At 71.1% G+C, this 12,937-nt stretch carries 17 protein-coding genes; 8 read left to right on the top strand and 9 right to left on the bottom strand.

Features of this window, described 5'->3' with window-relative positions; genetic code table 11:
• Nucleotides 1–86: 86 nt before the first annotated feature.
• The gene (locus AC1DF3_RS12360) at nucleotides 87–356 is read left to right on the top strand and encodes a hypothetical protein (protein WP_286519984.1); all 270 of its coding nucleotides are present in this window, start codon (nucleotides 87–89) and stop codon (nucleotides 354–356) included.
• Here the strand turns inward: AC1DF3_RS12360 and AC1DF3_RS12355 are convergent.
• Entirely contained in the window at nucleotides 331–1,788 is a 1,458-nt protein-coding gene (locus AC1DF3_RS12355) for an MFS transporter (protein ID WP_478139776.1), read from the bottom strand. The two genes, AC1DF3_RS12360 and AC1DF3_RS12355, sit on opposite strands and share 26 nt — an antisense overlap.
• 87 nt (nucleotides 1,789–1,875) lie before the next feature.
• Between AC1DF3_RS12355 and AC1DF3_RS12350 the strand changes: the two genes are divergently transcribed.
• Genes AC1DF3_RS12350 through AC1DF3_RS12330 form a run of 5 tightly spaced genes read left to right on the top strand, consistent with a single transcriptional unit; the run spans nucleotide 1,876 to nucleotide 4,453 of the window.
• Complete coding sequence (locus AC1DF3_RS12350) at nucleotides 1,876–2,544, top strand: helix-turn-helix transcriptional regulator (RefSeq protein WP_478139775.1); 669 nt, start codon at nucleotides 1,876–1,878, stop codon at nucleotides 2,542–2,544.
• Nucleotides 2,544–3,104 (top strand): phosphatidylglycerophosphatase A family protein, encoded by a 561-nt coding sequence (locus AC1DF3_RS12345; RefSeq protein ID WP_478139774.1) that lies wholly within the window; start codon nucleotides 2,544–2,546, stop codon nucleotides 3,102–3,104. The genes AC1DF3_RS12350 and AC1DF3_RS12345 overlap by 1 nt, the downstream gene beginning before the upstream one ends.
• Nucleotides 3,098–3,625: a CinA family protein gene (locus AC1DF3_RS12340; RefSeq protein WP_478139773.1), complete on the top strand. Its 528-nt coding sequence runs from the start codon at nucleotides 3,098–3,100 to the stop codon at nucleotides 3,623–3,625. The genes AC1DF3_RS12345 and AC1DF3_RS12340 overlap by 7 nt, the downstream gene beginning before the upstream one ends.
• An 11-nt stretch (nucleotides 3,626–3,636) precedes the next feature.
• The gene (locus AC1DF3_RS12335) at nucleotides 3,637–4,125 is read left to right on the top strand and encodes a nuclear transport factor 2 family protein (RefSeq protein WP_286533630.1); all 489 of its coding nucleotides are present in this window, start codon (nucleotides 3,637–3,639) and stop codon (nucleotides 4,123–4,125) included.
• Between the two features lie 19 nt (nucleotides 4,126–4,144).
• Entirely contained in the window at nucleotides 4,145–4,453 is a 309-nt protein-coding gene (locus tag AC1DF3_RS12330; RefSeq protein ID WP_353506398.1) for a GNAT family N-acetyltransferase, read from the top strand.
• A gap of 9 nt (nucleotides 4,454–4,462) precedes the next feature.
• Here AC1DF3_RS12330 and AC1DF3_RS12325 read toward each other — a convergent pair whose 3' ends face one another.
• From AC1DF3_RS12325 to AC1DF3_RS12305, 5 genes are read right to left on the bottom strand one after another with little or no spacing between them, the layout of a single operon-like run.
• The gene (locus tag AC1DF3_RS12325) at nucleotides 4,463–4,657 is read right to left on the bottom strand and encodes a hypothetical protein (protein WP_478139772.1); all 195 of its coding nucleotides are present in this window, start codon (nucleotides 4,655–4,657) and stop codon (nucleotides 4,463–4,465) included.
• 16 nt (nucleotides 4,658–4,673) lie between these two features.
• The gene (locus AC1DF3_RS12320) at nucleotides 4,674–4,925 is read right to left on the bottom strand and encodes a DUF3297 family protein (RefSeq protein ID WP_286372029.1); all 252 of its coding nucleotides are present in this window, start codon (nucleotides 4,923–4,925) and stop codon (nucleotides 4,674–4,676) included.
• The gene (locus AC1DF3_RS12315) at nucleotides 4,922–5,833 is read right to left on the bottom strand and encodes a ketopantoate reductase family protein (RefSeq protein WP_286533624.1); all 912 of its coding nucleotides are present in this window, start codon (nucleotides 5,831–5,833) and stop codon (nucleotides 4,922–4,924) included. The genes AC1DF3_RS12320 and AC1DF3_RS12315 overlap by 4 nt, the downstream gene beginning before the upstream one ends.
• 24 nt (nucleotides 5,834–5,857) lie before the next feature.
• Nucleotides 5,858–7,051: an MFS transporter gene (locus tag AC1DF3_RS12310; protein ID WP_286533827.1), complete on the bottom strand. Its 1,194-nt coding sequence runs from the start codon at nucleotides 7,049–7,051 to the stop codon at nucleotides 5,858–5,860.
• Between the two features lie 55 nt (nucleotides 7,052–7,106).
• Nucleotides 7,107–7,892, bottom strand: coding sequence for a UPF0149 family protein (locus AC1DF3_RS12305; protein ID WP_478139771.1), 786 nt, complete (start codon nucleotides 7,890–7,892; stop codon nucleotides 7,107–7,109).
• Nucleotides 7,893–7,956: 64 nt separating this feature from the next.
• On the opposite strand from AC1DF3_RS12305, the gene AC1DF3_RS12300 reads away from it, so the two are divergent.
• Together AC1DF3_RS12300 and AC1DF3_RS12295 are read left to right on the top strand one after the other, a co-directional pair.
• A complete protein-coding gene (locus AC1DF3_RS12300) occupies nucleotides 7,957–9,606 on the top strand; it encodes an FMN-binding glutamate synthase family protein (protein ID WP_478139770.1) in 1,650 nt (549 codons plus the stop codon).
• Complete coding sequence (locus AC1DF3_RS12295; RefSeq protein ID WP_478139769.1) at nucleotides 9,603–10,496, top strand: BUD32 family EKC/KEOPS complex subunit; 894 nt, start codon at nucleotides 9,603–9,605, stop codon at nucleotides 10,494–10,496. The genes AC1DF3_RS12300 and AC1DF3_RS12295 overlap by 4 nt, the downstream gene beginning before the upstream one ends.
• Here AC1DF3_RS12295 and AC1DF3_RS12290 read toward each other — a convergent pair.
• The 3 genes from AC1DF3_RS12290 to AC1DF3_RS12280 are packed head-to-tail and all read right to left on the bottom strand — an operon-like array spanning nucleotide 10,493 to nucleotide 12,877.
• On the bottom strand, nucleotides 10,493–10,897 hold the full coding sequence (locus tag AC1DF3_RS12290) for a putative toxin-antitoxin system toxin component, PIN family (protein ID WP_286533616.1): 405 nt from the start codon (nucleotides 10,895–10,897) through the stop codon (nucleotides 10,493–10,495). The two genes, AC1DF3_RS12295 and AC1DF3_RS12290, sit on opposite strands and share 4 nt — an antisense overlap.
• A gap of 7 nt (nucleotides 10,898–10,904) precedes the next feature.
• Nucleotides 10,905–11,609 (bottom strand): glutathione S-transferase N-terminal domain-containing protein, encoded by a 705-nt coding sequence (locus tag AC1DF3_RS12285; protein ID WP_286533615.1) that lies wholly within the window; start codon nucleotides 11,607–11,609, stop codon nucleotides 10,905–10,907.
• Between the two features lie 50 nt (nucleotides 11,610–11,659).
• The gene (locus AC1DF3_RS12280; RefSeq protein WP_478139768.1) at nucleotides 11,660–12,877 is read right to left on the bottom strand and encodes a THUMP domain-containing class I SAM-dependent RNA methyltransferase; all 1,218 of its coding nucleotides are present in this window, start codon (nucleotides 12,875–12,877) and stop codon (nucleotides 11,660–11,662) included.
• Nucleotides 12,878–12,937: the final 60 nt, after the last annotated feature.

Below are 12,937 nucleotides of genomic sequence, written 5' to 3'. Positions count from 1 at the left end.
GACTATTTACCAGCGGCGCCCCAGGAGCGACCATCGATGTGCCGAAGCTCTCTCCGTTGACGAACCCCCGCCTGCCGCCACGCCGAATGAAGCCCCTGATCGACATCCAACGCATCGGACCGGATGCCTTCCGCCACCGCATCAGCGCCCAGGGCGGCGCGGTTCAGGAAGAGAGCCGCAGCTTCGCCGCGCTGGAGCACTGCCTGCGCGACGCCGGCGAATCGCTGGGCCGCTACTTCCAGCAGGTGGAACTCAAGTTCGACGGCCTGTTCCTGGGCGCCTGCGCGGTCGACGCGCTGCGCAACACCCCGCTGGCCGTGGCGCGCCGCATCAGCCAGCACTTCCAGCCGGCCTGACGGTCGGCCCGGCGACGAAGCGCCAGGCCAGCAGGGCCGAGAGCGCGGGCGCCAGCGCAAAACTCCCGAACAGCCAGCCGGCGGCCGATTGCGCGCCCGCACTGCCGCCGGGCGTGGTCAGCCCCGCTGCGTTCGCCACCAGCCCGGCCACCGCGGCACCGATCGCCATGCCGTAGAGCTGCACGGTGGTGATCGATGCCGAGGCCAGGTTCTCTTCGCCGCGCGGCGCCAGCGTCAACACCCGCGTCAGCAGATGCGGCCACCCCATGCCGACGCCGAAGCCGGTGGCGCCCAGCGCGAGCGCCATGCCCAGGGTCTGGGCCGCCGGCGCCCATCGCGCCACCGGCACCAGCAGCAGCAGTCCGATCAGGCCGGCCATGCTGATCAGCGGGCCGAAGCGCAGCATGCTGTCGGCCCGCGGGCCGCTGCGGCCGGCGGACAGCAGCGAGGCCGCGCTCCAGCCGCCGGCCATCGCGGCCGTCAGGTAGCCGGCGGCGAGCGGCGAATGGCCGTGCAGCGTCTGCAGGAAATACGGCACGAAGATCTCGGTGTCGGTGCCGATCAGGAGCAGTGCCACGCTGGCGTAGATCGCACCGAAGGCGGTGAAGGGGGCACAGGCGCCGGTCGGCAGCAGGCGGACCTTCGCGCGCCGGTCGATCCGCACCAGCGCCAGGCCCAGCGCCAACCCGAAGAGCACCATGCCCAGCTGCGCGTACAGCGTGTCGAACAGGCTGGCGGTCGCCACGCTCAGGGCCGAAGCGATCAGCAGCAGGATCTGGCCGATCGGCAGGGCGACGCGGGATGCGCCCGTCTCGCCCGGGCTGCGCGCCGGCAGCTGCAGGCCGGCGATCAGTGCCTGCCCCAGCGCCACCGGCAGCAGGGCCCAGAAGGCCCAGCGCCAATGCCCCAGTTCGGCGAAGACGCCGCCAACCGCCGGCCCGCACAGGGTCGCGACGCCCCACATGCCCGACACCAGCGCCACGGCGCGCGGCCACAGCCGGGCCTCGAACATCAGGCGGATCAAGGCATAGCCCAAGGCCGCCAGTACGCCGCCGCCAAGCCCCTGCACCGTGCGTCCGGCCAGCATCCAGGCCATGTCCGGGGCCGTGGCGCAGCCGATGCTGCCCAGCACGAATACGGCCAAGGCCGCGAGGTAGCTGCGGCGCGGCCCGAACTGCTGCAGCAGGCGCACCGAGAGCGTGGCCCCGAGGATCGAGGCCGCCACGAACAGCGTGGTGTTCCAGGCATACCATTCGACCCCGCCGATCTCCCGCACCACCGAGGGCAGGACGGTGGTCACGATGTGGACGTTGACAGCATGCAGCGCGACGCCGCCGGTGACGGCGACCGCGCGCCACGCGTTGCGGCCCGAGAAAAGCTCGGCCCACGAGGCGGTCGGGGGCGGGAGGGCGGCGGTGAACGACGAGGACATGCAATCGGCTCCCTGGCGGCAATTATCAAAGTAATGACTTTCATATTAGCAGCACACCTCAATTAAGCAAGTAAACTCTTGGATAACATGACGCCGAGCGCCACCACCGCCGATCGCATCCTGCTGCTGCTCAAAAGCCGCGGCCCGATGTCGACGGCCGCGCTGGCGGCCTCGCTGCAGACCACCACCGAGGCGGTGCGGCAGCAGGTGCACAAGCTGGCGGAGGCCGGCCTGGTGCGTGGCGTCGCCGAAGCGCCCTCAGGCGTCGGACGCCCGGGCCAGGCCTGGTCGCTGAGCGCCCGCGGCCACGCCCGCTTTCCGGACCGGCACGCCGAACTCACGCGCCAGCTGGTCGACACGGTGCGCGAGGTGTTCGGCGAAGCCGGGCTGGAGCAACTCATCGCCCGCCGCGAAGAGGCTTCCCGCGCCAGCTACCTGGAAGCCTGCCGGGACCTGCCCGAGCTGGCGCCGAGGCTGCGGCGGCTGGCCGCGCTGCGCGACCAGGAAGGCTACATGGCGCGGCTGGAGGCCGATGGCGACGACTGGCTGCTGATCGAGGACCATTGCCCGATCTGCGTCGCCGCCGAGGCCTGCCAGGGCTTCTGCCGCTCCGAGCTGGCGCTGTTCCGAGAAGTGGCCGGGCCCCAGGGCCAGCTGCGCCGCGAGGAGCACCTGATCGCCGGCGCGCGCCGCTGCGTCTACCGGATCACGCCGGTCACCGGTGCGCAGCCAAAGATGGGCGACACTGCGGGTTGATGCCAACCGCTTCCGATTCCCCTGCCGCCGCGCCCCCGTTCCGCCCGACTTTGCGCTTCCTGTTCGCGCATCCGGCGCACCTGATCGCCCTGGGCTTCGGCTCCGGGCTGCCGCGCCGGGCGCCCGGCACCGTCGGCACGCTCTGGGCCTGGGTCGCGTTCCTCGTGATGGAGCGCTGGCTGTCGAGCGCCGCCATCGGCTGGGTGATCCTGGCGTCGCTGCCGATCGGCTGGTGGGCCTGCACCGTGACCGCCCGCCACATGAACATCGCCGACCCCGGCTGCATCGTCTGGGACGAGGTGGTCGCCTTCTGGATCATCCTCTGGCTGGTGCTGCCCGGCGGGCTGCTGGCCCAGCTCATCGCCTTCGGGCTGTTCCGCTTCTTCGATGCCGTGAAGCCGGGCCCGGTGGGCTGGGCCGACCGGCTCTTCAAGCCGCGGGCGTCGGCCAATGGCACGGGCACGACCGGCTGGGGCGCCGCGGGCTTCGGCATCCTGTTCGACGACCTGGTGGCGGCCTTCTGCACGCTGCTGGTGATCGCCGCCTTGCGCGCATGGTGAACCCGATGAACGACCACCCGACCTCCTTGTCCGATCTCGACGTTTCCGCCCTGGTGCTCCAGCTCGCCGATTTGCTGCCGCAGAAGGGCTGGATGATGGCCACGGCCGAAAGCTGCACCGGTGGCCTGATCGCCGGCGCCTGCACCGACCTCGCCGGCTCCAGCGTCTGGTTCGAGCGCGGCTTCGTGACCTATTCGAACGAAGCCAAGAACGAGCTGCTGGGCGTCGACGCCGCGCTGATCGAGGCCCATGGCGCGGTCAGCGAGCCGGTGGCCCGGGCGATGGCCGAAGGCGCGGTCGCCCGCTCGCGGGCCCAGGTCTCGGTCGCCGTCACCGGCGTCGCCGGACCCAGCGGCGGCTCGGCCGACAAGCCGGTCGGCACCGTCTGGTTCGGCTGGTCGGTCGATGGCCGCACGCGCACCGAGCGCCGCCGCTTCGATGGCGACCGTGCGGCGGTGCGCGCGGCCACGGTGCACTACGCGCTGCAGACGCTGGTCGAGCTGCTGCGGGCGCCCCCTTGATACGATGCCGCATGTCGCCCACCGAACAGACCCTTCGCCGCTTCTACGACGCCTTCGCCCGGCTCGACGCCGACACCATGGCGGCCTGCTACGCGCCGGACGCGCGCTTCGACGACGAGGCCTTCTCGCTGCGCGGCGCGCGCGAAGTCGGCGGCATGTGGAAGATGCTCTGCAGCGGCACCCAGGCCAAGGGCGCCTCGGTCTGGAAGCTCAACTACCGAGACGTCGAGGCCGATGCCGCCGGCGGCAAGGCGCACTGGGACGCGCACTATCTCTTCAGCGCTACGGGCCGCATCGTCGACAACGCGATCGACTCGCGCTTCACCTTCACGCCCGAGGGCCTGATCGCCACCCAGCGCGACCGCTTCGACTTCTGGCGCTGGTCGCGGCAGGCGCTGGGCGCACCCGGCCTGCTGCTGGGCTGGTCGCCGATGCTGAAGAAGAAGGTGCGCGCCACTGCGGCGGCGAACCTCCAGGCCTTCCTGGCCCGCAACCCCTGACCCCACCACGAACCCGTCCATGACCGACATCACGATCGCCGACCACCCCGCCGAGCACCGTTACGAAGCCCGCATCGGCGGCGAACTCGCCGGCTACTGCGAATACAACCTGCTGAGCGAAGCCATCATGTTCACCCACACGGAAGTGCTGGAGGCCTTCGAAGGCAAGGGCGTCGGCTCGGCGCTCGCCAGGCACGTGCTCGACCAGGCCCGGGCCGACGGCAAGCACGTGATCCCGGTCTGCCAGTTCATCGCCGGCTACATCCGCAAGCACCGCGACTACGCGGACCTGGTGCGCCCCGACGTGCAGCGGGCCTTCAAGATCTGAGGCCGGGCGTCAGTCGCAGCGGTAGCTGACCTCGCCCGCCTGAACGCGCGCTGCCGCGCCGTCCAGGAAGCGGGTCGGGGCGCCGAAGTTGCGGCAATAGGCCTCGGCATCCTGCGCGGTGGGCGACTTGAAGACGCCATCGCCGAGCCGGGTCACGCGCGGCACCGGGCGCGACGCACAGCCGGCGGCGAGCACCGCCGCCACGGCCAGGGCGCAGAGCTCAGTCTTGATAGAACACCTCGACCTTGCCCTTGAGCTTGATCAGCAGCGGCTTGCCCTTGCGGTCCAGCGTGCGGCCCGCGGGCACCTTGATCCAGCCTTCGCTGATGCAGTACTCCTCGACGTCGGAACGGTCCTTGCCGTTGAAGCGGATGCCGATGTCGCGCTCGAAGACGGCGGCGACGTGGTGCGGGCTGCGCGGGTCGATCGACAGGTGGTCGGGCAGCGGGGGAAGGGGCGTGTTTTCGGTCATGTCTTGAATTTTGCCTCGTCGTTCTTTCGCTCCAGCAGCCTGACCAGCGTGTGCAGCACGCGGTTGACCGGCGTCGCCACGCCCAGCAGCGCGCCGCGCTGGAGGATGTAGCCGTTCAGGTGGTCGATCTCGCTCGCCCGGCCGCGCGCCAGGTCCTGCGCCGTGGACGAATACTGCGTCGGCATGGTCTCGGCGATGCGGCGCACCGCGAGGTCCAGGCCGGCCGGCAGCCGCACGCCGTCGGCCTGGGCGACCGCGACGCACTCGGCCACGATGTCGCGCAGCACCTCGGCCACGCCGACCCCGGCGACGATCCTGCCGTAGGGCAGCTGAGTGATGGCCGACAGGGCGTTGTAGGCGCAATTGAGGATCAGCTTGGCCCACAGCGCGCCGCGCACGTTGTCAGAGATCTCGACCGGGACCCCGGCCTCGGCCAGCGCCTGCACCAGCGCGCCGCTGCCGGACGACGGCTCGATCACGAGTTCGCCGCGCCCGTGGTGCTTCACGTGGCCCGGCCCGGCCATCTCGGTGGCGACGTAGACCACCGCCGCGGCCACCTCCTGCGGCAGCACGCCGCGCAGGCGGTCGGCGTTGTCGACCCCGTTCTGCAGGCACAGCACCAGCGCCTGCGGCTCGAGCCACGGCGCGAGCAGTGCACCGGCGGCCTCGGTGTCGGTCGACTTGACGCAGAACAGCACCAGTTCCGCGCCCTTCGCGGCGCTGGCCTCGGTGCTGGCCGCCAGCTTGATGCGTTGGTCGAAGTCCGCGGTCTCGAGTCGCAGCCCCAGGGCCCGCACGGCGTCGACATGCAGCGCACGCCCGATCAGCACGACTTCGTGGCCCTGCCGCGCGAGCATCGCGCCGTAATAGCAGCCGACCGCGCCGGCGCCCATGACTGCAATCTTCATCCCTGCCTCCAATCGATGACACCGCTACGAAGACACCCGGCCCGGCCGCGGCGCGGGTGCCGGCAGCATCGCAAAGCCGAGGGTCGCGGCCAGCAACAGGGCGGCGATGGTCGCCAGCACCGCGGTGAAGGGTTCCATGCCGTGCGCCACCGCGATCGATGCCGCGACGCCCGTGATCCACTGCATCAGCGCCACGCCGAGGAACATCGCCATCGTGAAGACCGCCATCGCGCGGCCGGTGATCGCCGCCGGGTACGCGGCCCGCACGTCGGCGTACTGCCAGACGATGAAGCCCGAAAGCAGCCCGATCGCGATCGTGCCGCCGACGTCGACCCAGGCTTCGGTGAAGAAACCGATCGCGGCGAACAACGCCGCATAGGCCAGGCTGCAGCCAATGATGCGGCGCCGCCGCACCGGGCCCTCGCGGTCGAGCCGGCCGAACAGCGGCGGGCCGACCAGCGAGATCACCGAGACGATCAGCGCCACGTTGCCGCTCTGCACCAGCGTGTAGCCGTGGCGCTCGATCAGCAGCGGCCCGAGCCAGAGCCCGCGCAGCGAGATGAAGGCCGCGTAGGTCACGGCCCCCAGCACCAGGATGCCGAGCGTGTGCGGCAGCGCGAACAGCGCACCGAACTGGCGCAGCGCCGCGAGCGCCGACTCCCGCGGCTGGCCGCCCGGGCGCGCCGGTTCGCGCACCCAGTGCCAGATCGCCAGCCAGGCCAGCACCGAGACCGCGGCGAGCACGACGAAGCCCATGCGCCAGGAGTGCTCCTGCACCAGCCACGCGAGCGGCGTGCCGGTGATCAGCATGCCGACGCCGCCGATGCCCAGCACCAGGCCCGACACCGAAGCGAAGCGCGCGGCCGGGAAATGGCGCGCGATGAACACCGTGCAGACCAGGAAGGCCGGCGCGCAGCCGACGCCGATCAGCACCTGGCCGGCCACCAGCAGCGCGTAGTCCTTCGAGACCGCGGACAGCAGGGCGCCCACGATCGCGAGCGGAAAGGCGGTCAGCACGGTGCGGCGCACGCCGTGCAGGTCGATGCCGATGCCCATGAACAGCTGCATCGCGCCGAAGGAGAAATGGAAGGCGGCCGAGAAGATCCCGAGCGCCTGGGCCGACAGCCTGAACTCGGCCTGCAGCTGGCTGGCCATGATCGCGCCGACGGTGCGGTAGGCCTGGCTCAGCGCGAAGGCGGTGCACAGGGCCAGCACCATGGCCCAGGCGGCGCGCAGCGTCAACGCCGGCGGCGCCAGTCCTGCGGCGGCCGTCTCAGCCGGCACCGTGGCACTTCTTATATTTTTTTCCGCTGCCGCAGGGGCAGGGGTCGTTGCGGCCCGGCGTCGCCTCCTTGCGGATCGTCTCGACGCGCGGCCCCATGCTGCGCCACAGCTGGCGCAGGTCGTACACGGCCCAGATCGCAGCGCCGAAGTCGTCCACGCGCTGCTGGCTGACGCTGGGCGGGCCGTCCTCGGCGTACATCGAGAGCGCCGGCTTGCCGGTGTCGTCCTCGGTCAGCGTGACGATGGCGTCGAGCGCCTCGTCGAGCATCCCGGCCGCCTCCTTGTCGCGCGGCGGCGCCCAGTCGTCGGGCCAGTTCTCGACCGCGTACATGAAGCCCAGCGCCCAGACCTGGGCGAAGGACGGGATCGCCTCGCCGGCCATCTCGGCGCGCTCCTCTTCCGGCAGGGCGGCGATCGCGCCGCGGGTGTCGAGCACCTCCGGCTGCCAGGTGCGTTCGTCGTCGAGCGACTCCACGTCGGCGTCGAGGCCGGTCTCGATCTCGCGCCAGCGCCGCTTCCAGCGCCAGACGAATTCCATGTGCTGCGCCGGCACGAAGCCCTCGCCGAGCAGCACCGGCCAGTATTCGGCCGGCTCGATCGGGCGCCGGGTGCAGACCAGCGCGGCCATGAAGCCCTCGCAGAACTCCCACTGCGGCGTCTCGTCGTCCTGCTCGCGCAGGGCGTCGAGGACCTGGTCCTGGGCGTCGAAATCGTCGGGGCCGAGCGGGGCGGCATCGGGCGTGGCGGGGGTCGGGGTGTCGGGCTGGGTTGTCATGGCGTTACAAATGCAGCCCTCTATGATGCAGCAAGGCTTGCGGAGACCCACTATTTCGACACCGATGATTTCGCCGTTCCCGGCGCGCTACACCGCGTTCGCGCTGTCCGCGGCCGGCGCGGTCGCCAGCCTGGCGGCCGTGCTGATGGCCCCGCAGCTCTGGGCTGCCTGGGTGGCGCTGGCCGTCTTCGGCCTGCTCACCGGCACCGGCGTGCACGACCTGCGCCAGTCCCGCCACGCGATCCTGCGCAACTATCCCGTCATCGGCCACCTGCGCTTCCTGCTGGAATACATCCGCCCTGAAATGCGGCAGTACTTCATCGAAAGCGATGCCGAGGCGGCGCCGTTCTCGCGCGCCCAGCGCTCGCTGGTCTACCAGCGCAGCAAGGGCGAACCCGACAACCGGCCCTTCGGCACCCAGCTCGACGTCACGGTCTCGGGCTACGAGTGGATCAACCACTCGATGCAGCCGACCCAGCTGGTCGACCACGACTTCCGCATCGTCATCGGCGGCACGCCCAACCCGGCCTCGCCCGCGGGCGAGACCTGCACCCAGCCCTACAGCGCGAGCGTGTTCAACATCTCGGCGATGAGCTTCGGCGCGCTCTCGGCCAACGCGATCCTGGCCTTGAACCAGGGCGCCCGCCTCGGCGGCTTCGCGCACGACACCGGCGAGGGCTCGATCTCCTCGCACCACCGCGTGCACGGCGGCGACCTGATCTGGGAGATCGGCTCGGGCTACTTCGGCTGCCGCAACGACGACGGCTCCTTCAGCGAGGAGCGTTTCATCGCCAACGCGCGCGACCCGCAGGTGAAGATGATCGAGATCAAGCTGAGCCAGGGCGCCAAGCCCGGCCACGGCGGCGTGCTGCCGGCGCCGAAAGTCACGGCCGAGATCGCGGCCGCGCGCGGCGTGCCGGTGGGCGTGGACTGCATCTCGCCGTCCTCCCACAGCGCCTTCTCGACGCCGGTCGAGATGATGCATTTCATCGCCCGGCTGCGCGTGCTGTCGGGTGGCAAGCCCACCGGCTTCAAGTTCTGCCTCGGCCACCCCTGGGAATGGTTCGCGATCGTCAAGGCGATGCAGCAGACCGGCCTGACGCCCGACTTCATCGTGGTCGACGGCGCCGAGGGCGGCACCGGCGCGGCGCCGGTCGAGTTCAGCGACCACGTCGGCGCGCCGCTGCAGGAGGGCCTGCTGCTGGTGCACAACACGCTGGTCGGCGTCGGCCTGCGCGAGCGCATCAAGATCGGCTGCGCCGGCAAGGTGATCACCGCCTTCGACCTGGCACGCATGATGGCGCTGGGCGCCGACTGGTGCAACGCGGCGCGCGGCTTCATGATGTCGCTGGGCTGCATCCAGGCCCAGGCCTGCCACACCGGCTTCTGCCCGACCGGCGTGACCACCCAGGACCCGGTGCGCCAGCAGGCGCTGGTGGTGCCGACCAAGGCCGACCGGGTGCGCAACTTCCACCGCAGCACGCTGCATGCGCTGCAGGAGCTGGTGCAGGCCGCCGGCCTCGACCACCCGCAGCAGATCACGGCCCACCACATCGTGCGGCGCATCTCCGACACCGAGGTGCGGCTGCTCAGCAACCTGGTGATGCAGGTGCGGCCCGGCGCGCTGCTCGGGCCGCTCGACGGCCAGCACAACGTGTTCCGCACCTACTGGCCGCTGGCCAGCGCCCAGAGCTTCCAGCCCCTGGCCCTATGAATCCCGTCCGACGAGGCGCATCCACGCGCGTACAGATGCGCAAGAGCATGGCCTCCGCGCCGGCGCCGCTCGAAGCCGGCGCACCGCCGCTGCCCGAGGACTACGCCGAATTCCTGCGCGTCACCTTGCCGCAGCAGGAGAAGGCCGTGGCCAGCCACCGTTTCGGCAGCGAGCGCGTCTGGCTCAAGAAGGCCGGACCGCGCCACGGCAAGCTGCGCTACCACCTGCTGGCGGCGATCGCCGGGGCGCTGCGGCTCGACGTGCTCAAGCCGGTGCCGAATCCGGGCGGCGAGGCGGCGATCGCGATCGAGGCCGAACGGCTGCGCGAGCTCGGCGCCGCCGGGCTGCGGGTGCCGGCGGTGCTGGCGCAGCAGGCCGACGGGCTGCTGATCTCCGACCTCGGGCAAAGCGGGCGCCCGCCTGTGGTGCTGCAGGAGCGGCTCGACCAGGCGGCGGCCGCCGGGCCGGCGGCGCTGCTGGCGACCTGGCGCGAAGGCCTGGCCGCGATCGCGCTCGTGCATGCGCGCCAGACCTACCTGAGCCAGGCCTTCGACCGCAACCTCGTGCAGTGCCCCGACGGCACCATCGGCTACATCGATTTCGAGGACGATCCCGGCGAGACGCTGCCGCTGGCCGAATGCCAAGCGCGCGACTGGCTCAGCTACCTGCACTCCACCGCGATGCTGGTCGACGCCGCCTCGCCGCATGCGGCCGCCGCGCAATGGCACGAGGTGCTGGACCAGGCCAGCGAGGACGTGCGCGACCGGCTGGCGATCGCGGCGGGGCGCATGCGCTGGCTGCGGCACCTGCCCGCGGGCCGGCGCTGGGGCCGCGACACGCAGCGGGTGCGGGCCGTGGCGCGCCTGCTGGCGCGCTGGTACGGGAGCTAGAACGCAGGCGACACCGCGACGCCGCGGGCCGCCAGCCGCTTGCGCATCGACAGCACCGCGCGGTCCTTGCTCAGCAGCCGCGCGCCATGCGCCACGGCGAGATCGATGAAGACCTGGTCGTCGGGATCGCTGCACACGCAGGGTGCGCGCGGCGGCGCGCCCTCGATCCGGCGCGTGCGGGCATCGAAGGCCGCCAGCACCGCGTCGGCCTGCCGCCCGCTGGCCTGCAGCCGGCGGGCGATCAGCGGATAGCCGAGCACCCGCGCCAGTTCGTCGCGCATCGCGGCGGTCGCGATCCATTCGAGCGCGCCGGCCGCCAGCGCTTCCACCAGCGGCGCCTGGGCCGGGTCTTCGAACACCAGCAGGTCGAGCGCGATGTTGGTGTCGATGACGACCCGCACCGGAAGCTCAGCCGCGCTTGGGGATATTGAGCCCGGCCACCACCGCGGGGCGCTTCAGGAAGGCCTCCAGCACGCGGCCCACGTTCGGGAAATCGGCAAAGCCGACCAGATCGCCGGCCTCATAGAAGCCGATCAGGTTGCGCACCCACGGGAAGGTTGCGATGTCGGCGATCGTGTAGGCATCGCCCATCAGCCAGGCGCGGCCGGCGAGGCGCTGCTCCAGCACGCCGAGCAGGCGCCGCGACTCGGCCACGTAGCGGTCGCGCGGTCGCTTGTCCTCGTAGGCCTTGCCGGCGAACTTGTTGAAGAAACCGAGCTGGCCGAACATCGGGCCGATGCCGCCCATCTGGAACATCAGCCACTGCAGGGTCTGGTAGCGTCCGGCCGCATCCTGCGGGATCAGCTGGCCGGTCTTGTCAGCCAGGTAGACCAGGATCGCGCCCGATTCGAACAGCGCCAGCGGCTCGCCGCCCGGACCGTTCGGATCGAGGATGGCCGGGATCTTGTTGTTCGGGTTGATCGAGAGGAAGGCCGGCGACATCTGGTCGTTGGTCTCGAAGCTGACCAGGTGCGGCTCGTAGGCGAGCCCGGTCTCCTCGAGCATGATCGACACCTTGACGCCGTTGGGCGTCGGCAGCGAATAGAGCTGCAGGCGGTCGGGGTGGGTGGCGGGCCATTTCCTGGTGATCGGGAAGGCGGACAAATCGGTCATGAAGGTTCCTGTGTCGGGCGCCGGCGGCCCGGGGTGGGCCGCATTCTGTCTCAAGCGGCCTTGCCGCGTGCGGAGCCCGCCACCATGTCGAACCGGAACAGCCGGCACTCGATCGGCCCGTTCCACATCGGCACCCGGCGCGACTCCTTCAGGCGCATCCGCTTGGGCAGCTGCAGCTCGGGCGTCAGCACCCAGGCGGTCCAGCCGGCGTAGTTCTTTTTCCAGTGGCTCGCGAGCTGGACGAAGAACTCGCCGCCGTCCTCGGTCTGCGCATCCTCGCGGCCGCGGGCCACGCCGCCGACTTCGATCCGCTCGCCATAGGGCGGGTTGAGCACGATCACGCCCGATTCGGCCGGCGGCATGCGCTGCAGGGCATCGCCGCCGCGGAACTGGATCGCCGATGCCACGCCGGCGCGCTCGGCGTTGCGCTCGGCGAAGTCGACCATGCGGTGCGAGACGTCGGAGCCGAAGATCGCCGGCGGCTGCGGCGGCGACGCCGGCGCCGACGCGGCCTTCAGGGCCGACCAGACATGGGGCTGGAAGGGCAGCAGCTTCTCGAAGCCGAAGCGCCGCAGCGAGCCGGCGGCGATGCCCGAGGCGATCTGCGCCGCCTCGATCGCGATCGTGCCGCTGCCGCAGCAGGGGTCGTAGAGCGGCTGCGCGGCCACCGCGCCGGTTTCCGGGTTCCACCAGCCGCTGGCCGCCAGCATCGCCGCCGCCAGGGTCTCCTTGAGCGGCGCATCGCCCTTGTCCTGGCGCCAGCCGCGCTTGAACAGCGGCTCGCCCGAGGTGTCGATGTAGAGCGTGCAGGTGTCGGTCGTGAGGTGGGCGAAGACGCGGCAGTCGGGCCACTGCGTCTCGATGCTGGGCCGAACGCCGCCCGCCTTGGCGCGGAAGCGGTCGGCGATCGCGTCCTTGATGCGCAGGGTGGCGAAGTTCAGGCTCTGCAGCGGGCTGTGCTGGGCCGTGGTCTCGATCTTGAAAGTCTGCTTCGGCGTGAACCAGATCTCCCAGGCGACGCCGCTGGCGATCGCGTAGAGGTCGTTCTCGCTGCGGTAGGGCGCATGCGCGAGTTCGATGAGCACCCGCTGGGCCAGCCGGCTGTGCAGATTGAGATTGAGCGCGTCACGCCAGTCGGCGCGCACCCGCACGCCGCCGCGCAGGGTGAGCAGGTCCTGCCCCATGCGCCCGGTCAGCGCATGCACTTCCTGCGCCAGGAAATCCTCGACGCCGGCGGCGCAAGGGAGAAAAAGCGAGAGATCGTTCACGCCGCGATTGTCGCCTCGACAGGGCCCGGCCAGCCGTCGGCTGTTCTATAGTCGACCGGC

This window comes from Variovorax sp. 10N432 (genome assembly GCF_056394465.1).
The sequence above is the reverse complement of the archived record's forward strand: the minus strand, read 5'-3'. Positions and strand labels throughout refer to the sequence as shown.

What these genes read in the sequence shown, in the direction of transcription:
- AC1DF3_RS12285 (WP_286533615.1), bottom strand. Translation starts at nt 11,609, where the DNA reads ATGACCGATTTGTCCGCCTTCCCGATCACCAGGAAATGGCCCGCCACC.
- AC1DF3_RS12300 (WP_478139770.1), top strand. Translation starts at nt 7,957, where the DNA reads ATGATTTCGCCGTTCCCGGCGCGCTACACCGCGTTCGCGCTGTCCGCG.
- AC1DF3_RS12360 (WP_286519984.1), top strand. Translation starts at nt 87, where the DNA reads ATGAAGCCCCTGATCGACATCCAACGCATCGGACCGGATGCCTTCCGC.
- AC1DF3_RS12340 (WP_478139773.1), top strand. Translation starts at nt 3,098, where the DNA reads ATGGTGAACCCGATGAACGACCACCCGACCTCCTTGTCCGATCTCGAC.
- AC1DF3_RS12315 (WP_286533624.1), bottom strand. Translation starts at nt 5,833, where the DNA reads ATGAAGATTGCAGTCATGGGCGCCGGCGCGGTCGGCTGCTATTACGGC.
- AC1DF3_RS12295 (WP_478139769.1), top strand. Translation starts at nt 9,603, where the DNA reads ATGAATCCCGTCCGACGAGGCGCATCCACGCGCGTACAGATGCGCAAG.
- AC1DF3_RS12345 (WP_478139774.1), top strand. Translation starts at nt 2,544, where the DNA reads ATGCCAACCGCTTCCGATTCCCCTGCCGCCGCGCCCCCGTTCCGCCCG.
- AC1DF3_RS12310 (WP_286533827.1), bottom strand. Translation starts at nt 7,051, where the DNA reads ATGGTGCTGGCCCTGTGCACCGCCTTCGCGCTGAGCCAGGCCTACCGC.
- AC1DF3_RS12335 (WP_286533630.1), top strand. Translation starts at nt 3,637, where the DNA reads ATGTCGCCCACCGAACAGACCCTTCGCCGCTTCTACGACGCCTTCGCC.
- AC1DF3_RS12350 (WP_478139775.1), top strand. Translation starts at nt 1,876, where the DNA reads ATGACGCCGAGCGCCACCACCGCCGATCGCATCCTGCTGCTGCTCAAA.
- AC1DF3_RS12320 (WP_286372029.1), bottom strand. Translation starts at nt 4,925, where the DNA reads ATGACCGAAAACACGCCCCTTCCCCCGCTGCCCGACCACCTGTCGATC.
- AC1DF3_RS12355 (WP_478139776.1), bottom strand. Translation starts at nt 1,788, where the DNA reads ATGTCCTCGTCGTTCACCGCCGCCCTCCCGCCCCCGACCGCCTCGTGG.
- AC1DF3_RS12330 (WP_353506398.1), top strand. Translation starts at nt 4,145, where the DNA reads ATGACCGACATCACGATCGCCGACCACCCCGCCGAGCACCGTTACGAA.
- AC1DF3_RS12305 (WP_478139771.1), bottom strand. Translation starts at nt 7,892, where the DNA reads ATGACAACCCAGCCCGACACCCCGACCCCCGCCACGCCCGATGCCGCC.